This is a genomic window from Flavobacterium rarum (SeqCode) (assembly GCF_965234445.1).
Taxonomy (GTDB): Bacteria; Bacteroidota; Bacteroidia; order Flavobacteriales; family Flavobacteriaceae; genus Flavobacterium; species Flavobacterium rarum.
Genome location: NZ_OZ248505.1, coordinates 153,022 through 173,294, shown reverse-complemented (window position 1 = coordinate 173,294; position 20,273 = coordinate 153,022). Strand labels below are relative to the sequence as shown.

The window sequence follows — 20,273 nt, the reverse complement described above, 5'->3', positions numbered from 1 at the left end:
ATCAAAGCGATTGGTTATAAACCTTTAAAAATCAATTAAAAAAATCTTGCAACATCATTTTTCAATTCTTCATTTTTTTATTTCCAGACAGGCTTTCACCTGTCTGGAATAAAAAATAACTATTATAGTATTTTAGAAATTAGGTCCAGTAGTATCCCACCAAAGTCTAGTTCCTCCATTATCAAGTCCTCCTAATTTTGCAACACCAGTTGCAACACCACCAGGGTTACCATCTTTTTCAGACTGTGCAAAGTTTATTCTTCTAGGGCCAAATTCTGTTGAGATTTTACCTCCACTTGTATTTTTAAGTACTGGGAAAAGTTTTGGATATCCAGTTCTTCTGTACTCAGACCAAGCCTCTTGACCTTCTGGAAATCCTGCAATCCATTTTTGAGTGATAATTTTCTCTAATTTAATCTCATTTGAAGCTGCATCATCCCAAGCCACTGTGATTGTACTAACAGCAGGAGAATTGTTAACAGCATAAGCTGGTATTGCTACTGAAGCTGCATCAACATAATCCTTTGGTTTGTTAGTATTATTTTGAATATAAGAAGCATCTCCACTAACTCCATTTTGAGAGAAAGACAATGATATTCCGTTCTCATATAAAGCTTTGGCAGAACCAGATGTCCAACCTCTCAATGCGGCTTCGGATAATAAAAAACTAGTTTGAGCTGCAGATAGAAAAACGATATTACCTGTTTTTACTACATCACCTATTCTTGAAAAGTCAGAATGATCCGCTTTTGATGCAATTTCAATTCCTGTACGAACACCTTTATATTCGCCTGAAAATTGAGTAGAAGCACTAAAATATTTCGTAATTCTAGGGTCATTATAACCTCCCATAATAGACTCCATATCAGCTGACATACAAATATCTCCCCATCCTGAACTGATTGTGTTAATAGCATTTGGAGTAGCAGATTTTAAAACAAAATTTTCATCATTTGACTTGATTACTCCGTATTTTTGATTTATTGCTGCTAATGCTTGTGATTTAGCCAATGCAGGTTTAATCTCAACAAGCCTCATTGCTAAACGAAGACGTAATGAATTTGCATATTTTATCCATAAAACGTGATTTCCACCATAACTTGATTGATCAATATTCTTGATTGGTTCTGCACCTGAATCAGCACCTATCATTAATTGATTAATTGCAGTGTCTAGTTCTGAAAACATTTGTGTATAAACTTGTTCTTGAGAATCATATTCTACAGTTGAACTTTCTGTACCAAATTTTGAATACACAATTGGTCCATAAATATCTGTAACTCTATGCATACCTTGTACTTTAAGAACCAAAGACATTGCATAAACATCTTTTAAATTATCTTTTGCAAGTTGTTCAACTTTTAAAGCATTAGACATAAAATTACCGTATGCGATATTCCAAATAAAACCATTCCAACCATCAATAAGATTGTAAGTAGTATTGTTTGATCCACCAGCAAATCCAGTTGGAGTTGCCATATATCCAGACCAAATATCAGCATTTAAGTTTTGTTGCAATTGATATTGCCATTCTGGCATTTGAATAATTACATTATTGAACATAACTTTCATTGGTGCTGACACAATACCAAAATCTTGTGACAAAGTTTCGTTAGTAGCACCTTGAGGATTAGTATTTGTTGATTCGAAATCACTTGTACATCCTACAGCTGCAATCATAGAAATGTATATAGCAGCTTTTTTTATTTTGTTTATTTTCATGATATATGATTTAGAAAGTAACATTTAAATTAAGTCCAATGCTTCTTGTTGAAGGCATTCCAAAAAGATCAACCCCTTGTAGCGTCTCTCCTGAGCTTAATGATACATTAGGATCAAAAGGAGCATCTTTGTATATAAAGAATAAGTTTCTTGCAATTAAAGATAAATTTGCAGATTGTATAAATGGTAAGCTTTTAGTATTAAAAGTATAACCAAGTGAAATCTCTCTTACACTAATATTTGTTGCAGAATACATATATTCACCAGTTGCTTTATCAATTCCACCAACTGCTTTATAGTATTTCTCGGCATCCATAGAAGTTACAGCTACACCATTTTTGTCTATTGCATTAATAGAAACACTACCTGAATTTCTTGCGTCACCAGTTTCTTTAGAAACACCATAACCATCAAGAACAGATTGAGTTAGACTCATGACATCACCACCAATTCTAGCATCAATAAGAATGTTTGCAAAGAAGTTACCATACTTAAATGCATTTTGGAAACCTAACATATAGTTTGGATTTGCATTACCAACATTTTCATATTGACCCAATTGTACATTTCCAGTGTCATCCAATTCGATTTGACCTTTGTCATTTCGTAATAATTTTTTCCCTTCAATTACTCCAAAAGGTTGTCCTTCAACAAGTGCATAACGATAGTTCATATTATTACCATCAGTCAAAGTTATTCTACCAGAGTCACCTGCTGTAGCTGGAATATCCTTTACTACGTTTTCATTCAATGAATAGTTAACTGTTGCATCCCAAGAAAACTTATCATTCTTCAAAACAGTACCTGATAATACAACCTCTAGTCCTTGATTTTCAATGCTACCTGCATTTATACCATAAAATTCATAACCAAAAGGATTAGTGTCAGGTGCAAGAACTTCTACATATTGATTTTTTGTTTCTGATTTGTAGTACGATAGTTCGAAACGTAATCTATTTGAAAACATTCTCCATTCAGTACCGATTTCAAATTCTGATTTTAATTCAGGCTTCAAAGATTCGCCTGGTCTTGGTCCAACTCTTGGTGATACAACTTGACCATTTACAATTGTAGAACTAGGAGAAGTTACAAAAGGGAATATATCATTACCAACTTGTGCAAAAGTAGCTCTAACTTTACCAAAATTAATCCATTCAGGCAAAGTAGTCATTTCACTTATAATTGCTGTGGCTCCTACTGATGGATAAAAATAAGACATACTATCTGTATTTACCAATGTTGATGACCAGTCATTTCTACCAGCAACATCTAAGAATAACATTTCTTTGAATCCAAAATTAGCTGTGGCAAACACTGAATTTAATTCTCTTACACCACCAAAAGTTTGAGTATTAGATAGATTATTTGAAAAATTACCCAATGTAAAATAATTGGTATAAATTAATCCTCTACCAGACCTTCCTGAATCTAGGGTAGTCGCTTCATTTGCAGAAGTTTTATTAAAACTTGTACCAACTATAGAATTGAAAGTCCAAGAAGAATTTATCTTTGTATTAATTGTAGCAATTAAATCTCCATAATTTTGAGTACTCAAAGTATTAACATTAATGTACCTACCTGATTCACTAGCAAGTGCCTGTGTAGTTGTAGCATGTACTTTCTTATCAAAAATACTCTCGATACTATTGTAGCTATATCTACCAGAAATATTCAACCAATCAGCCACTTTGTAATCCAAAGCTAAAGATCCATTAAAGAATTTATTAGAATCTATAGAAGCAGCTTTGTTTGTCAACCAATAAGGATTTTGAATAATTTCATTAATCACTGGATATTGTTGAGCATTAAGGTTTCTAGAAGAATCAAAACTTTGATATTGATCTTTATAAAAACCAAAATCATTTCCTCTTGGCAACAAATACAATCCTGTCAATTGATTGTAATACAATCCATTAACTGGTCTGTTGTTTAAAGTTTGAGCAGCATATTTTGCATCCGCAGAAACAGTTAATTTATCATTAAACATTTTACCAACTTGACGGATACCAAAATTGTTTTTGCTTAAATTATTACCACCAATAATTCCAGAAGCAGTTGTGTTAGCATAAGATAAATTAGTTGAAGCAACTTCTGACCCTGTTGAAAATTGCAAAGATGAAATTTGTGTTACACCAGTATTAAAATAATCTTTCACATGATCTTGAGAAGATCCTTTTGCACCCCAAGATAAATCAGTATCCAAATTCGTTACACCAAGAGAACCTGCATGATAATCCGATTGAAACTTAGGTAAGTTCGCTGCAGCATCAAAAGTAGTAACTGAGTTAAATTTTAAATTAGATTTTTGATTTTTTGATTTTTTCGAAGTCAATAAAATAACTCCATTTGCACCTTGACTACCATATAATACAGACGCAGCAGCACCTTTAAGAACAGTCATTCCTTCATAATCATCTGGATTTATAAGAGAAACCACATCTCCCCCATCACGGCTACCTCCCGCTTCTGCACCTGAAGCTTCGTTTGGTTGAGTAGAAGAACCATTAAACAAAGGAATACCATCAATAACGTATAAAGGTTGATTGTTTGACACAGAAGAATTACCACGAATAGTAACCTTTGTAGATCCACCAACTCCTGCAGAAGAACGCGTTACAGCAACACCAGCAATCTTACCTGCTATTGTATTCACTAAGTTGGCATCTTTTACTCTAGTTAACTCTTCCCCTTTTAACTCTTGCGCAGCATAAGTCAAAGATTTTTTAGATTTCTTAACACCTAATGAAGTTACAACTACTTCTGTTAATGCTGTTGAAGCTTGTTCATTCAATTTAATTTGAATATCAGAAGATTCTCCAATTACAACATTTCTTGAAGCAAATCCAACATAAGATACTGACAATGTTGAACCTACTTTTGCTTCAATTGTAAATTTACCATCGAAATCTGTAGAAGTTCCATTCCCTTCTCCCTCAACTTTAATATTTGCTCCTGCTACTGGAACACCAGATGCATCAGAAACAAATCCTTTGATTGTTTTTACCTGTGCAAGGGAAACTTGCGCAGTAAAAATAACCATTACGATTAAAAAAATTTTTCTCATTTTTAAATTATTTTTGTTAGTTATAGTGTAAAAGTATTTGGAAGGTAATTCCAAAAAAAATAAATTATACAAACAACATCTTTTTTTAAACCAACGACATGTTTTAATCAATAATGCGTTTTTCGAAAACGTTTTCTTAAGTATATTATGAACAGATAGTGTAAATTTTCAGCTTTTTATTTAATAAATATCCTTTTTTAATGACAAAATGATTATTGTTGCATAATAATACCAAATTACTTCTCTTATTTTATAAATTGTATCATTTTAATAATGAAAAAAATTAATTTCCATATAAAACTCAAAAACCATATTTGGTTTTGGGGAATCTATTTTTTACTCAACTTTTTGCGTTGGGGAGCCTATTTCAACGATTACAACTATTCTTTCAAGTCAAATCTTATAGAATTCGCTCTTCACATACCTTTAGTGTATTTTAATCTATTAATTCTAATTCCTTTATTTGTTCTAAAATCAAAATACATTAAATATACTCTTTCTCTAATCGGTAGCTTGAGTGTAGTTTATCTTTTGAAAACAGGACTTACCTATTTTATAATTTCCAAAAACATTTGGCCCGAAGCCAATAGAGATTACAAGCCATTCGAATTGAATCATATCGTTGCCGTTTGTATCGGAGAATTGTACGTTTTGGCCATTGCTTCTTCTATTTACTTAATGCTTACTTGGCTCAAAGAACGGGATCGAAACAAAGCCATCCTGGAAAACCAGAATAAAATTAAATTGAAGTATTTAAAAAATCAAATTCAACCTCACTTCTTTTTTAACACTTTAAATAATTTATATGCTTTATCATTAGAATCTTCAGATAAAGTACCCGACGTAATAATAAAACTATCAAAGTTAATGGAATATGTACTGTATGATATTGAAGGTACAAAATTTGTTCCTTTAATCAATGAAATCGATTATATTCAAAATTACATCGAAATTGAAAAATTACGTTTTGAAAATGTGGAAGTGACAATAAACCTAGAATCAAATATAGATACTATAAAAATACCTCCTTTATTATTCATTTCCCTCATCGAAAATGCTTTTAAACATGGAGGAATTAGCAATGATAATCTTAAAATTAAAATTAATTTCAGAGTTGTAAATTCCAACCTAGAATTTGAAATCATAAATAATTTTGTAATTTCACAACCTGTAAAAACTAAAAAAGGAATAGGATTATCCAACACTAAAAAAAGACTAAAGTTGATTTATAAAAATAATTTTACCATAAATCAAAAAATAAAATTTAATTTTTACATAATCACAATACAAATACCTTTAAATAATGAAGATTAAATGTGTACTAATTGATGACGAACCTTTGGCTATAAAAGTACTTCTCAATTATTTTGTGAATTTTTCAGATTTTGAAGTAATAGCTACATTTAATAATTCATTAGAAGCACTTGAATTCTTAAATTCTAATACTGTAGATGCTGTTTTTCTTGACATAAATATGCCAATGATGACAGGTTTTGAATTAATTAGTCTTCTTGAGAATAAGACCCGTATTGTAATAACTACAGCTTTTAGAGAATTTGCTGCAGAAAGTTACGATTTGGAAGTATTGGATTATTTAGTAAAACCTATCCCACTACCTCGATTTATAAAATGCATTCAAAAAATTGAAACCGAATTCAATTTAAAAAACAATGTCAAAATAGAAAACCATCGAATTGAGCCTTATATTTTTATAAAAGTCGATAAAAAAATGGTCAAAATAAACATTGACGAAATCCTTTTTATAGAAGGAATGAAAGAATACATAAAAGTAGTTACCCCCGAAAAAACATATATTACACACAAATCATTAACTTCATTGACGGAAGAATTACCTGCTGAGCGATTTATGCGCATTCACAAATCGTATACCATTGCTTTAAATAAGGTGAAATCAATTGAAGGCAATAGGATCCAAATTCAATCCTATACTATTCCAATTGGTCGAAATTACAGTAAAGAAGTAAAAAGCAAAATTCTAGAATAAATTATAGCCAAATTGAGTTTTTTATTCCGAAATTCCTTTTCGAAATCGTTATTTGTTGACGAAATGATGTTGTTTATATAAAAGTGATAAACTTTATATGCGAAAATTTTTTTTTAAAATTCTTAACAAATATATTTACAGTCTTGCAGCATCAAAAAATTAATAATTAACCAAAAAAAATTAAATTTTTAAATTATGAGTTCAGAAAATTCACAAACCAAATGGGGACAATTTATCCCCTTAGTTATCGTATTCTTCTTCTGGGGATTTGTAGCTGCAAGTAACGACATTTTAATCCCTGTTTTCAAAAAAGCATTTGATTTAACGCAAGGCGAAAGTCAATTGGTTGCTTTTGCTTTCTATATAGCATATACTGTTGGTTCTCTCATATACATGGGAGTTTCCTTTTTGATTAAAGAGGATTTAGTAAACAAAATTGGGTACAAAAATGGGTTGTCCCTTGGATTACTTATTTCAGCATTAGGAACACTATTATTTTATCCTGCCGCCAATACTGGATCATTTACATTGATGTTGGCAGGTCTTTTTATTGTTGGTCTAGGGTTTTCTTTACAACAAACTGTAGCAAATCCATTAGCGATTGCTTTAGGTCCAATCAAGACAGGTTCTCAACGTCTAACATTAGCTGGTGGTATTAACAATTTAGGAACTACAATCGGTCCATTGATTGTTAGTTTTGCAATTTTTGGATCTAGTGCAAATTCAAATACTACTGCAAGTATTGAGAGTGTAAAAATCCCTTACTTAGTATTAGGATTTGCTTTTTTACTAGTAGCCATTTTATTAAAATTTTCCTCATTACCTGAGAGACCAGCTTTAATTGAAGAAACTGCATCTCATGATGGGACTGCAGCCAAAAATTCAGCTTTGCAATATCCTCAATTAGTTATGGGTATGATAGCTATCTTCCTTTATGTTGGAGTTGAAGTGTCTACAGCAAGTAATTTACCAGCTTATATGGAAAGTAAATTAGGTTTCTTAACCAAAGATGTTGCTCCATATATTTCATTATATTGGGCGAGTTTAATGATTGGTCGTTGGACTGGAGCTGTTGAGGCTTTTACTGAAAATATGAGCTTGCTCAAAGTATTGAGATTTCTAGCTCCTTACCTAGCTTTTGGAGTATTTTTAGCGGTAAATGCTATTGCCAATCACGACTTAACTCCTTTTTACATATATGGTTTAGTGATCTTGGTATTAATTGCTGCAGATATGGCCAGTAAAGGAAATCCAGCCCGAATGCTTCTTATTTTTTCTGTTTTGGGTATTGTTGCAACAGCCATAGGTATTTCAACTAGCGGAATGATTAGTGTGTATGCTTTTACAAGTGTAGGTTTGTTTTGTAGTACCCTTTGGCCTTGTATTTTTACACTAGCGGTTAGCGGGCTTGGTAAAAACACTAGCCAAGGAAGTAGCTTCTTGATTATGATGATTATGGGTGGTGGTTTTGTCAGTGTATTTCAAGGAAAAATTGCTGAAATCATTGGAATACAAAACAGTTATGTAGTAGGAATTGTTTGTTTTGCTTATTTAGCTTTTTATGCTTGGAAAGTAAGTGGTATTTTAAAAACTCAAGGAATTGATTTTGATAAAAAAATAGCTGGAGGGCATTAGAAAAGTGTTCAGTATTCAGTTTTTTTTTTAGTATTCGTAAAATGGATACAAATAAAAATCCCATTTTGCAATTAGCAGAATGGGATTTTTTTAGAATAAAATTTTGATTCTTTTGATTAAAATCAAATCGCTGAGAATCGCATATTTGATTTTTACATGAACCTAGTTCCAAATATTGAATTCTCATTCATTTTGGAATTAAACTTAAAAAGTCCCATTTCTAAATGAAATGGGACTTTTATTATTTAAATTTCTTCACTGATCACTTAAAACCTGATCACTGAATACTTCATCTTACTTATTCCCTTTTTCGAAATCAGCAACAAATTGAGCCAAACCGATATCTGTCAATGGGTGTTTCAACAAACCATAAATAGCAGATAAAGGACCAGTCATCACATCGGCACCAATTTTTGCACAATTTACAATGTGCATTGTGTGACGCACAGAAGCAGCAAGAATTTGAGTTTCGTAACCGTAGTTATCATAAATCAAACGTATTTCTTCAATAAGCGCCAAACCGTCTGTAGAAACATCATCCAAACGTCCAATAAATGGAGAAACATAAGTTGCTCCAGCTTTAGCAGCCAATAATGCTTGACCAGCAGAGAATACTAAAGTTACATTTGTTTTAATTCCTTTGTCAGAGAAATACTTGGCAGCCATTACTCCTTCTTTAGTCATTGGTAATTTAACTACGATTTGTTCGTGCAAATCAGCCAATTCTTCTCCTTCTTTTATCATTCCGTCGTAATCCAAAGCATTTACTTCGGCACTTACATCACCATCAACCAAATTACAGATATCTACATAATGTTTCAAAATGCTGTTTTTCCCTGTAATTCCTTCTTTAGCCATCAAAGATGGATTAGTCGTAACTCCGTCTAAAACGCCTAATGCTTGTGCTTCTTTAATTTGAGCTAAATTAGCTGTGTCAATAAAAAATTTCATAATCTATTTATATTTAATTGTGTGTTTAAAAATTTCGGTGCAAAATTACGAAATCAATAGCAATAACAATAGCAATTTCAAAAATCAATTGCAATTTCAATAGCAATCAAAAAAATCTAAAAATTCAACAATCTAAAAACCTAAAAGTTTAAAGATCTATACTTACAATTTATAATGGTCCATCAACATTTTTTCGTACACTTTGTCTGGAAGAATTCTTTTTAAGACAATCGAAAATTTTTGCATAAAAGCACCTACTTTATAATGAATTTTAGGGTTTTTATTTTGAATGATAGAGTAAACTGCTTCGGCCATTTCATTAGGATTACTGCCACTATCCACATGCTCATTCATAGAATTAAGTGTAGTACTATAAGATAACTCATAATCAGAACCTTTTAATACAGGAGCATGAAAACGACCCGCTGCAATATTGGTCGCAAAATCACCTGGAGCAATGTTGGTAATTTGGATTCCAAATGATTTTACTTCCATGCGCAAAGCTTCTGTAATTAATTCTAAAGCTCCTTTTGAAGCAGAATAAATACTACGATAAGGCAATCCCATATAACCGGCAATTGAAGTAATATTAATAATTAATCCTGCTTTTTGTCCTCTCATTTGAGGCAAAACCGCTTTCATTACTTCAATAGGACCAAAAAAATTGGTTTCAAAATTATTTCGAATTTCATTCATTGGAATTTCTTCCAAAGGGCCAGTAATTCCAACACCAGCATTATTTATTACAACATCCAGCCTTCCGGATGTAGCTAAAACTTCGGCAACAGCCAAATAAATAGAATCTGCATTCCGAACATCCAAAGCAATTAAAGGAAAAACCGAATTCAAAACTTTCTCAGGATTCCTGCTAGTTCCATACACCACAAATCCTTTATGATGCAAAAACTCGCCAATGGACTTCCCTATTCCCGAAGATCCTCCTGTAATTAAAACTACTTTATTCATTGTATACCTTTATGAATTATTTTAATTGTAACTATTTTTATACTTCAAAGCTAGTCCATTTAAATTAGAAACTATCTAAAATAAAAAAATCCTCCCGAAGGAAGACTACTATTTATAATTTTATAAAAAAATGGCAAGCGACCTACATCGCACCGCTCAACCACGTACCCTTGCTATGTTCCCATCCTGGGGGAGTCTGCAGGAGCTGGTCGTGTAGGACTTGCCGGTGCAAATATACAATCTTTTTATATCTTTGCAAGAGCTTTGCACCTTAAAATTATCGTTGTATATTGGCTTTTTAAAATATTAAAACTATGAAAAATTATAACTTCCTATTTATCATTTTATTAGGAATCACTTTGGTTAATTGTGGTGACACAAAAAATGTTGAAAATTCTATTTTCAACATTGATAATTCCAATTTCAAGCCACAATTCCTATCCGATGATGCGATTTCTATAGGAGTTTTGAACCCAAACAACAAAGAAATAGACAGCATTATTTATTACGTAAACGAGGTAAAAGTAGGGTCTAAAAAAGGAAATGATAAGTTAAGTTTTAATTTAAAAGATCAAAAATTAGGGTATCAATATCTTAAAGCATTGGTGTATTTTGGAGGAGAAAACTCAGTAGCCACAGAGAGAGTCGAATTGGTTTCGAATGTGGCACCCAAATTATTAAAATATAAAATTATTAATACTTTCCCCCACGACACCGCTTCATTTACAGAAGGATTTGAATTCCATAATGATACGTTGTGTGAAAGTACTGGACAAAAAGGATCTTCTTACTTTAGAAAATACGATTATAAAACAGGAAAAATTTATAAACAAATTGATTTAGACTCCAAGTATTTTGGTGAAGGAATCACCTTTATAAATGGAAAATTATACCAATTGTCTTGGCAAGAAAAAACAGGTTTCATATACGATGCAAAAACGCTTAAATTGGAAAAAACATTTACTTATGACAAAGACATTGAAGGTTGGGGAATGACAAATGATGGAAAACACATTTATCAGGGCGATGGAACAGAAAAAATATGGAAAATGGATCCTAAAACCCAAAAAATGGTAGATTATATTAATGTATATTCCGGTAGTTCAAAAATCAAAGCCATCAACGAATTGGAATTGATTAACGGAAAATTCTATGTGAATGTTTGGCAAAAAGATGCCATCGCAATTGTAAACCCTCTAAGTGGTGCTGTCGAAGGAATCTTAGACATGTCGGGGTTGCGTAAATTTTTGAAAGTTACTCCTGAAGATGTTTTAAACGGAATTGCTTACAATCCAAAAACCAAAACTATTTTTGTAACTGGCAAGAATTGGGATAAAATGTTTGAAATAATAGTTTTTGAATAATTGTAAATGACAACATTAATCCTTAATATCAAAGAACTGCTTCAAATACGAGAAAGTGCAATTTTGAAAGTATCCGGAGCTGAAATGGCAGTTTTGCCAACAATCAAAAATGCTTTTTTACTAATAAAAGATGATTTGATTGCCGATTTCGGCTCTATGGACAATTTACCAAAAGTAGAAGCTGATAAAACTATTGACGCCAGTGGAAAAATTGTACTTCCGTCATGGTGTGATAGTCATACGCATATTGTGTACGCTGGCAATCGTGAACAGGAATTTGTAGATCGAATTAATGGTATGACCTATGAAGAAATCGCCAATCGCGGTGGTGGAATTTTAAATTCGGCAAAAAAACTCAACGAAACTTACGAAGAAGAAATTTATAACCAATCGAAAACACGTCTTGAAGAGGTAATGCAATTGGGTACAGGAGCTGTCGAAATTAAATCGGGTTATGGCCTTACTGTTGACGGAGAGCTCAAAATGCTTCGTGTAATTCAACAGTTATCCAGAAACTACCCTGTTACCATAAAAGCCACTTTTCTTGGCGCACACGCCTTCCCTACTCTTTATAAAGAAAACAAGAAAGGATATATAGATTGCATTATTAACGAAATGCTTCCTGAAATTGCCAAAAACAAATTGGCTGATTTCATTGATGTATTTTGCGAAACTGGATACTTTTCGGTTGAAGAAACCGAACAAATTATGGAAGCTGGTCTCAAATTTGGCTTAAAACCAAAAATACATGTTAATCAGTTCAATTCAATCGGAGGAATTCAAGCGGGTGTAAAATACGATGCCCTTTCTGTAGATCATCTTGAAATTATGAAACCAGAAGACATTGAGGCTTTAAGAAACACAGATACAATGCCAGTTGCTTTACCATCTTGTTCTTATTTTTTGAGTATTCCTTATACTCCAGCACGTGAAATGATTACTGCTGGACTTCCAATAGCTCTTGCAACCGATTATAATCCTGGCTCTACTCCTTCGGGAAATATGAATTTTGTTGTTGCAACAGCTTGCATAAAAATGAAAATGACTCCCGAAGAAGCTATAAATGCAGCAACAATAAATGGTGCTTATGCAATGGGAATTTCAAAAACTCATGGAAGCATCACAAAAGGAAAGAAAGCAAACCTTATCATTACAAAAGATATTCCTTCGTTTTACCAATTACCATATGCGTTTGGAAGCAATCTAATTGATGCAATAATTCTAGAAGGAAAACTACATTAGATTTTTTTTTAAAAATTATTAAACAAAAAAAAGAGCGATATTCAAATTTGAATATCGCTCTTTTTTTTTTAAATTATAAATCTTATCTCAGTGAAAAATTAGTTGAAGAAACCAATTGATCTTTATCAAAAACATTTACTGTGTACATTCCTTTCACAAAATCTTTTCCTGCTAAATCTTGAGAAACTTGAACCGTTTTGTTTTCATATTTTACACTTGAAACAAAACTATATGTTAAATCTTTGTCTCCAAAAGTTATTGATTTTGCATCACCCAAAACATTGTTTTTGCTATCAATTACTTGTACATAATAATCTTTATCACCTGATTTTGCAATTGAATTTTCAGCAATTGTGAAGCTTATTTTAAGAACATTAGCTCTACTAGCTTTATCAGTTGCGATTTCTTTACCAGAACTTTTTAATTTGTAAGCAGCTGTTTGCAAATTCAAAACAGACAATTTAGAACCTTTCTCAACTGTTTTTGATAAATCTTCATTTTGACCTACTAAAACTTCATTGAATTTTTGAGCTTGTCCCAAAACAACTACAGTACTGTCACGTGAGATAGTTAAACTTGTATTTTGTTTTTTTAATCCTTCATTTTCCGTCATTAATACTTTCATGTTTCCTTGAAGCGATTGAACTTGACTTTTGTATTTTGACAAATCTCCGCTTGATTTTTTCAAATCATCCATTAATTTTACAACTTTGTCTCTTTCTTGTATTAACTCTTCAGACATTGAAGTATTTTCAGCAATGGCAGCATCATAAGTAGCTTTAAGATCTTGTAAATCTTTCATTACTGATTCTTTTTCAGTTCCCACTTTGGTCATTTCGGTTTGAACTGATTCTACTTCTGAAGAAATTTTAAAAATATATACTAAACTACCTACTAATAAAATAGCTAAAACTGCTATTACAGCTTTTAGACTTGAATTGTTTTTTTGATTTTCCATTTTAAAATATAATTGTTTTTACAAATTTAATAATATATATAACGCAACTTAATACAAATATATTATTTTTGAGAAATATATTTTTATGGAAAAACTTATCCCTTTCAGTACTAACGATCTAGCCAAAATTACAAATCACAGAAGTGGTGAAATTAAATTTGGCGAAAAAATGCTTACAATCCCAAAAAATTGCGATCCAATTGACTTTATTAAATCTAGTGAATCCAAATATGTTATATTTGGTATACCCGAAGATATTGGGGTAAGAGCTAATTTTGGTAGACCTGGAGCAGCTTCTGCATGGGAAAGTGCTATTAGAGGAATTGCAAATATTCAGCACAATCGTTTTTCAAAAGGGAACCAAATCATTGTTTTAGGACAACTAAATGTATCCCAAGAGATGAAAGAAGTAGAGCTACTTGATTTCAATGATATTGATGATCGATCAAAATTGAGTCAATTGGTAGAAAAAATAGACAAAGAAGTTTCACATATTGTTTGTAAAATTATACAATCAGGTAAAATTCCAATTATTATCGGAGGAGGTCATAATAATTCTTACGGAAATATCAAAGGTGCCGCTCTTGCAAAAGGAAAAGCAATAAATGCAGTTAATTTTGATGCACATTCCGATTTTAGAATCCTTGAAGGGCGTCACAGTGGAAATGGTTTTTCTTATGCATTTGAAGAAGGTTTTTTAAAAAAATATTTCATTTTTGGTTTGCATGAAAATTACACTTCAAAAAGTGTTTTGGACATTATTAAAAAAATTGAAGACCGAGTACGATACAACACTTATGATAGTGTAAATATTAGAAAAGAAAAAGATTTTGGACAAGAAATGATTGCTGCACTTGAATTTATTCAAAATGATCCATTTGGAGTTGAAATTGATTTGGACGCAATACCAAATATAGCAAGCAGTGCCATGACTTTAAGCGGATTTTCTATTGAAGAACTTCGGCAATTTGTCTCCTATTTTGCAAAAAATAGCAATGCAACTTATTTGCATATTTGTGAAGGTGCACCAGATTTAGGAGAAGACAAAAACAATCATTTAATAGGTAAACTAATTGGATATTTAGTTACGGATTTCATGAAAGCACACAACTCTATTGTAGTATAAACCATTAATAAACTGCACTTAACTTCAATTTAATTATCTACAAAAAAATAACACTATCTTTGTGCCCTTATCTTTGTACTTAATACAAGATATTTAATAGTAAAAATATGTTATTCGAAGATTTATCTCTCTCAAAAAGTATACAAAAAGCCGTATTTGAAGAAGGCTATATAAACGCAACCCCAATACAAGAACAATCTATTCCATTAGTTTTATCAGGAAAAGATTTAATAGGTTGCGCACAGACTGGAACTGGAAAAACAGCAGCATTTGCAATACCAATAATTCATCAATTGCATCGAATTGTTGGTTCATCCAAAAAAGCCAAAGTAATTCGTGCGCTTATTGTTACTCCAACAAGAGAATTGGCTGTACAAATAGGCCAAAGTTTTGACACTTATGGAAAGTACACTAATTTGACACAACTTACTATTTTTGGTGGCGTTTCCCAAAATCCACAAGTTGATGCTCTAAAAAACGGTGTAGATATCGTTATTGCAACACCAGGAAGACTTTTGGACTTACACAAGCAAGGTTTTATAGATTTAGATCATTTGCATACTTTAGTACTAGATGAGGCAGATCAAATGCTTGATATGGGTTTTGTAAATGACGTTAAAAAAATTGTAAAGCTAACACCAAAAAACAGACAAACACTTTTCTTTTCTGCAACTATGCCTATGGCAATTCGTGAATTGGCAGAAATGTTTCTTACTAATCCAGAAACAGTTACCGTTTCTCCTGTATCATCAACTGCAGAAAATGTAGAACAACGAGTTTACTTTGTTGAAAAATCAGAGAAACGAAATTTATTGTATCATTTAATAAAAAATGAAAACCTTTCGGATGTTTTAGTTTTTTCAAGAACTAAACATGGCGCTGACAATGTGGTAAAAGCATTAAGAAAAAACAATATCGCTGCCGAAGCCATTCATGGTGACAAATCGCAAAATGCAAGACAACGGGTACTAGAAGGTTTCAAAAATAAAGAAATTGGCGTTCTTGTTGCTACTGACATAGCCGCTCGTGGAATTGACATTGATCAACTACCATTTGTTATCAATTTTGACTTACCCAATATACCTGAAACTTATGTACATAGAATTGGCAGAACAGGTCGTGCCGGTAATGGAGGGATTGCAATTTCATTTTGTGGCAAAGATGAACACCAATATTGGAAAGACATTCAAAAACTAATAAAAGTAGACGTAAAAACCATAAATGACCATCCATATCCTTGGCATTCTGGAAGTCCTGCTGCTGCTCCTTCTGCGCAAAAAAACTCTAACCGTAGTGGTGGTGCCCACAAATCAAGAAAATCTGATGCCTCAAAGCAAAATAAAAAACGCTGGTATTAAGAGCTAATTGTATTGTGTTAACTCATTATTTTCTAAAGATTATTAAATGTAAAAAAAGCGTAGGTATTAGTGTACCACGCTTTTTGTTTTAAGAATTAAACAATTAATAATTTTAAATAATTGCACAACTTCAAAAGGTTTTACAATAATATCATTCATTCCAGACTGAAGTGCTTCATCTGTAATTTCGTTTTTATCAAAAGCGGTCAAAGCAATAATTGGAGTTTCAATCCCTTTTTCTCTTATCCTTCTCGAAGTTTCAAATCCATTCATTAAAGGCATATTGATATCCATTAAAATAATATCAAATTCTTCATTTTCTAAAATTTCAAGAGCCTTATAACCATCATCAACTACGATACAGGTATAATTATTTTTTTCAATAGTTTTCTTAGTAATCAATTGATTAATATGGTTGTCTTCTACTACTAAAACTTTAAAAATCTGGCTTGTAGTTAAATCGACTTGAATATTATTTATAATTTCTTTGGTTTTTACCATATTATATTCAAAATCGACAACAAATGTAAAAGTAGTACCCAATCCTACCTCGCTTTCAACATTTATTTCACTACCGAAAAGTTTCAACAACCTTTTTACTATTGACAACCCTAATCCTGTTCCTTGATAATCATCTTCTTTTCTCCCAACTTGAACAAATTTGTCAAATATTTTTTCTTGATCTAATGGAGAAATTCCAATTCCATTATCTTTAATAATAATTTCCAAACTATATGTATTATCAACTACATTTATTAGTTTGGCAATTAAATATACTTCTCCATTTTTAGTGAATTTTAAAGCATTACTCACTAAATTCATCATTATTTGAGCAAATCTTAATTTATCTCCAATTAAATATTCCGGAATAGATGAATCAACTTTTAAATGAATTTTATTATTATTTTTTTTAGCTATAAAAGACAAAGCATTTTTAATCATATTAAATTCATCTGCCAAATTGAAAATCAATTTTTCCAAAACAATTTGATTTTCTTCAATTTTATTAATTTGTAAAATATCATTTACTAATGATAACAAATACCGAGCAGAAAATTTTAAGGAATTAAGATGCTGACTTGTTGCAAGCTCTTTATGCTCTTCGATCAGTAAATCTGTAATACCAACAACACCGTACAATGGAGTACGTAATTCATGACTAATAGTAGATACAAACTGCGATTTTAATACCGATGATTCTTGTGCTTTTTGATTAGCAATAATTAACTCTTCATTTGCTTTCGTTAATTCAGCATTCGATTTTAGTCGAAATCTATTGTTTTTAATTAATGAATTTAAAAACAACAACAAAACAAAGATTGCAATTATAAAAAGTAAAACTATAATTCTTGATTTTTTCAAACTTTGGTATTGAGAATCTTTTTCAATTTCAATTTTGTCAATTGTTCTTTTATATTCATCCAATTCAAAATTTATACCTTCAACATTTGCTTTTGCTAATTTATCCTCATTATATAATTCTTCTGTTAGTTCATTATAGCGTGATAAATATTCATATGCTTTTTCAAAATCTTTTTGTTTTAATAAAAACTTTGAATATTCATGATAAGAGCAGGCTAAATCAGATTTTTCATTTCTTTGTTTGCCAATTTCTATAGCTGTTAAAAAATAATCTTCTGCTTTTTTGCTTTCATTTGAATAATCACAAAACATACCATTAAGCATACTCAGAACTCCAATTAAAGAACTATCTATGTTTTTTTTATAATACGTATTTATAAACTTTAAATTCTTCTCGCCTTGACTGAATTTACCAATATCAAAATAAGCCCATGCAATATTGAGGTTTGTCAAAGCCATTTGTGTAGAATCTGCTATTCTTTCACTAGATTCCAAGGATTTTTTGTAATAGAGAATACCTTTATCATATTTCTTTTTTTCAAAGCAATACATATTACCCAGATTATTATTAACCCTCTGTTTTACAGTATCATTATTGGTAAAATTGGCGTAAATTAAGGCTTTATTATAATAAAAAATAGCTTTATCAAATTCAACTAATTCATTATAATTTGCAGCAACATTATTATAATTGTCTGCTATAAGTTCGTTGTCTTTAATTAAAATTGATTTACGCAAAGCTATTCTTGAGATCAATAAAGATTTTTCAAAATCTCCTGATTCCCGAAGTTTTGAAGCTTGGGTTGTTAATTTATTAATTTCTTTTTTGGTAGGTAATTGAGATTGAGCAAATACAAAATAACCCGAAAAATTAAACCACAAAAAAATTAATAAAACTATTCTTATTAGGGGCATAAATTGTTGTTGTTTTTTTCAAATATACAGTATAATCTAAACATTTATCTGATTTAAAAAAAGATTTTTCATAAATGCAATATTATTAATTAAACCAAAAAAGCAGTTACACTAAAATGCAACTGCTTTTGTACTTTATATTCAAAAATTTAAATCCATACTCAACATTCAACCCGTTGAGTGAATTATTATTTACAACATAAAAAAATAGTATTTGAAGTTATTAAATTAAAAAATAGACGTTTAACTCATTATATAGATTGCATATAAAATAGTTCAATTTCTATTTATTTTCTTTTTCATCTTCCCATTTTCCGACTACAGAAGTTGCCAATGCATTACCCAAAACATTCGTTGCGCTTCTAAACATATCGCAAAAATGGTCAATTGGTAAAATCAATGCTATTCCTTCGATAGGTATTTTAAACATACCACAGGTAGCGGCTACAACTACTAAACTAGCTCTAGGTACTCCAGCAATACCTTTACTGGTAAGCATCAAGACAAAAAGCATTGTAAATTGAGTTGGATAGTCTAAATTCATTCCATAAGCTTGAGCTATAAAAATACCTGCAAAAGTCATGTACATCATGCTACCATCTAGATTGAATGAATATCCAAGAGGCAGCATAAAAGAAACTATTTTATCTTTTACACCAAAACGTTCTAATTCTTCAGTAAGTTTTGGAAAAACAGCTTCGGAACTAGTAGTCCCAAAAGCAATAATCAATGGGCTTACAATATGTTTTAATAAAGTTTTCATTCTTTTTCCAAGAAAAAAGAACCCAATTGCAATTAAAATCACCCACAATGTCCCTATCCCAATAAGAAATGAACCAAAGAACTTAAAATAAGTTAATGCTAATTCTTGAAAATCTCTCACAGCAAAAACTCCTGCAATAGCTCCAAATACTCCAATTGGAGCAAATTTCATTACAAAATTCACCATTTTTAAGACTATATGAGAAGTTCTATCTAGAAAATCAATTACTGGCTTTGCATGATCTCCAATAGAAGCTGCTGCTAAACCAAAGAAAATAGAAAAAATTACAATCTGCAAAATTTCATTGGTAGCCAAAGCTTCAAAAAGACTTTTGGGTACAATATGTTCTATAAAATTCTCAAAAGATAGACTTTGAGTTTTTGCTGTAACATCTGAAGCAGTTGCCAAATCAACATTTGATAAATTTAAACCAACTCCGGGTTGCAATAAATTAACATACAACATCCCTATCAATAACGAAATAAAAGAAGCGGTAAAAAACCATGCTAAAGCCTTTCCTCCAATTCTTCCAACTGCTTTTATGTCTCCCAATTTTGCAATTCCGACTACCAAAGTAGTAAAAACCAAAGGAGCAATAATCATTTGAACTAATCGAATAAAAATGGTAGCCAACATTTTTATTTTATTACTAAATTCTTGAGCAGTTTCTAAAGTTGTTGCATTGTGAATAATAACTCCTAGTACCGCTCCAATGAGCATAGCTATTAAAATTTGACCTGTAAGGCCTTTAAAAAAAGATGATTTTTTGGTTGTAATAGTATTCATTAAATTAATTTCTAGGTTAAATCTCAATATTTAGCTCGTCAAAATACTGAGTATGC

General features: G+C 31.2%; 14 protein-coding genes and 1 other RNA gene. 7 read left to right on the top strand and 8 right to left on the bottom strand.

Annotated elements, in window-relative coordinates; all coding sequences use genetic code 11:
• Positions 1-132 precede the first annotated feature (132 nt).
• On the bottom strand, positions 133-1,722 hold the full coding sequence (locus AC8GF4_RS16825) for a RagB/SusD family nutrient uptake outer membrane protein (protein WP_506596324.1): 1,590 nt from the start codon (positions 1,720-1,722) through the stop codon (positions 133-135).
• 10 nt (positions 1,723-1,732) lie between these two features.
• Positions 1,733-4,786: a SusC/RagA family TonB-linked outer membrane protein gene (locus AC8GF4_RS16820; RefSeq protein ID WP_506596321.1), complete on the bottom strand. Its 3,054-nt coding sequence runs from the start codon at positions 4,784-4,786 to the stop codon at positions 1,733-1,735.
• A 273-nt stretch (positions 4,787-5,059) separates the two neighbouring features.
• Here AC8GF4_RS16820 and AC8GF4_RS16815 point away from each other — a divergent pair, with 273 nt between their 5' ends.
• The 3 genes from AC8GF4_RS16815 (at position 5,060) to AC8GF4_RS16805 (ending at position 8,426) form a co-directional block, all read left to right on the top strand.
• The gene (locus AC8GF4_RS16815; protein WP_506596319.1) at positions 5,060-6,100 is read left to right on the top strand and encodes a sensor histidine kinase; all 1,041 of its coding nucleotides are present in this window, start codon (positions 5,060-5,062) and stop codon (positions 6,098-6,100) included.
• A complete protein-coding gene (locus AC8GF4_RS16810) occupies positions 6,090-6,791 on the top strand; it encodes a LytR/AlgR family response regulator transcription factor (RefSeq protein WP_506596317.1) in 702 nt (233 codons plus the stop codon). Before AC8GF4_RS16815 ends, AC8GF4_RS16810 begins: the two co-directional genes overlap by 11 nt.
• Before the next feature lie 195 nt (positions 6,792-6,986).
• Positions 6,987-8,426: an MFS transporter gene (locus AC8GF4_RS16805; protein WP_506596315.1), complete on the top strand. Its 1,440-nt coding sequence runs from the start codon at positions 6,987-6,989 to the stop codon at positions 8,424-8,426.
• 294 nt (positions 8,427-8,720) lie between these two features.
• On the opposite strand, the gene fsa is transcribed toward AC8GF4_RS16805, so the two are convergent.
• From fsa to ffs, 3 genes are all read right to left on the bottom strand, one after another.
• Complete coding sequence (gene fsa, locus AC8GF4_RS16800) at positions 8,721-9,377, bottom strand: fructose-6-phosphate aldolase (protein ID WP_073353076.1); 657 nt, start codon at positions 9,375-9,377, stop codon at positions 8,721-8,723.
• 162 nt (positions 9,378-9,539) lie between these two features.
• Entirely contained in the window at positions 9,540-10,343 is an 804-nt protein-coding gene (locus tag AC8GF4_RS16795; RefSeq protein ID WP_506596313.1) for an SDR family oxidoreductase, read from the bottom strand.
• Positions 10,344-10,471: 128 nt separating this feature from the next.
• An RNA gene (gene ffs, locus AC8GF4_RS16790) (signal recognition particle sRNA small type) lies at positions 10,472-10,569 on the bottom strand.
• Positions 10,570-10,657: 88 nt separating this feature from the next.
• On the opposite strand from ffs, the gene AC8GF4_RS16785 reads away from it, so the two are divergent.
• Both AC8GF4_RS16785 and hutI read left to right on the top strand, forming a co-directional pair.
• Entirely contained in the window at positions 10,658-11,707 is a 1,050-nt protein-coding gene (locus AC8GF4_RS16785; protein ID WP_506596311.1) for a glutaminyl-peptide cyclotransferase, read from the top strand.
• A 6-nt stretch (positions 11,708-11,713) separates the two neighbouring features.
• Complete coding sequence (hutI, locus tag AC8GF4_RS16780; protein WP_506596310.1) at positions 11,714-12,949, top strand: imidazolonepropionase; 1,236 nt, start codon at positions 11,714-11,716, stop codon at positions 12,947-12,949.
• A gap of 82 nt (positions 12,950-13,031) precedes the next feature.
• Here the strand turns inward: hutI and AC8GF4_RS16775 are convergent, their stop codons facing one another.
• Positions 13,032-13,907, bottom strand: a complete 876-nt coding sequence (locus tag AC8GF4_RS16775) for a DUF8428 domain-containing protein (RefSeq protein WP_506596308.1) — start codon at positions 13,905-13,907, stop codon at positions 13,032-13,034.
• 85 nt (positions 13,908-13,992) lie between these two features.
• Here AC8GF4_RS16775 and AC8GF4_RS16770 point away from each other — a divergent pair, with 85 nt between their 5' ends.
• Positions 13,993-15,033, top strand: a complete 1,041-nt coding sequence (locus AC8GF4_RS16770; protein ID WP_506596306.1) for a formimidoylglutamase — start codon at positions 13,993-13,995, stop codon at positions 15,031-15,033.
• 107 nt (positions 15,034-15,140) lie between these two features.
• Positions 15,141-16,391 (top strand): DEAD/DEAH box helicase, encoded by a 1,251-nt coding sequence (locus tag AC8GF4_RS16765; RefSeq protein WP_506596305.1) that lies wholly within the window; start codon positions 15,141-15,143, stop codon positions 16,389-16,391.
• Between the two features lie 66 nt (positions 16,392-16,457).
• Here the strand turns inward: AC8GF4_RS16765 and AC8GF4_RS16760 are convergent, their stop codons facing one another.
• The gene (locus AC8GF4_RS16760) at positions 16,458-18,668 is read right to left on the bottom strand and encodes a tetratricopeptide repeat-containing hybrid sensor histidine kinase/response regulator (RefSeq protein WP_506596304.1); all 2,211 of its coding nucleotides are present in this window, start codon (positions 18,666-18,668) and stop codon (positions 16,458-16,460) included.
• Positions 18,669-18,951: 283 nt separating this feature from the next.
• On the bottom strand, positions 18,952-20,217 hold the full coding sequence (locus tag AC8GF4_RS16755; protein ID WP_506596302.1) for a dicarboxylate/amino acid:cation symporter: 1,266 nt from the start codon (positions 20,215-20,217) through the stop codon (positions 18,952-18,954).
• Positions 20,218-20,273: the final 56 nt, after the last annotated feature.

Excerpts from the sequence above, each read along its gene's own strand:
- AC8GF4_RS16825 (WP_506596324.1), bottom strand. The coding sequence starts at position 1,722 with ATGAAAATAAACAAAATAAAAAAAGCTGCTATATACATTTCTATGATT.
- AC8GF4_RS16810 (WP_506596317.1), top strand. The coding sequence starts at position 6,090 with ATGAAGATTAAATGTGTACTAATTGATGACGAACCTTTGGCTATAAAA.
- AC8GF4_RS16765 (WP_506596305.1), top strand. The coding sequence starts at position 15,141 with ATGTTATTCGAAGATTTATCTCTCTCAAAAAGTATACAAAAAGCCGTA.
- AC8GF4_RS16760 (WP_506596304.1), bottom strand. The coding sequence starts at position 18,668 with ATGCCCCTAATAAGAATAGTTTTATTAATTTTTTTGTGGTTTAATTTT.
- hutI (WP_506596310.1), top strand. The coding sequence starts at position 11,714 with ATGACAACATTAATCCTTAATATCAAAGAACTGCTTCAAATACGAGAA.
- AC8GF4_RS16785 (WP_506596311.1), top strand. The coding sequence starts at position 10,658 with ATGAAAAATTATAACTTCCTATTTATCATTTTATTAGGAATCACTTTG.
- fsa (WP_073353076.1), bottom strand. The coding sequence starts at position 9,377 with ATGAAATTTTTTATTGACACAGCTAATTTAGCTCAAATTAAAGAAGCA.
- AC8GF4_RS16815 (WP_506596319.1), top strand. The coding sequence starts at position 5,060 with ATGAAAAAAATTAATTTCCATATAAAACTCAAAAACCATATTTGGTTT.
- AC8GF4_RS16755 (WP_506596302.1), bottom strand. The coding sequence starts at position 20,217 with ATGAATACTATTACAACCAAAAAATCATCTTTTTTTAAAGGCCTTACA.
- AC8GF4_RS16820 (WP_506596321.1), bottom strand. The coding sequence starts at position 4,786 with ATGAGAAAAATTTTTTTAATCGTAATGGTTATTTTTACTGCGCAAGTT.
- AC8GF4_RS16795 (WP_506596313.1), bottom strand. The coding sequence starts at position 10,343 with ATGAATAAAGTAGTTTTAATTACAGGAGGATCTTCGGGAATAGGGAAG.
- AC8GF4_RS16805 (WP_506596315.1), top strand. The coding sequence starts at position 6,987 with ATGAGTTCAGAAAATTCACAAACCAAATGGGGACAATTTATCCCCTTA.
- AC8GF4_RS16770 (WP_506596306.1), top strand. The coding sequence starts at position 13,993 with ATGGAAAAACTTATCCCTTTCAGTACTAACGATCTAGCCAAAATTACA.
- AC8GF4_RS16775 (WP_506596308.1), bottom strand. The coding sequence starts at position 13,907 with ATGGAAAATCAAAAAAACAATTCAAGTCTAAAAGCTGTAATAGCAGTT.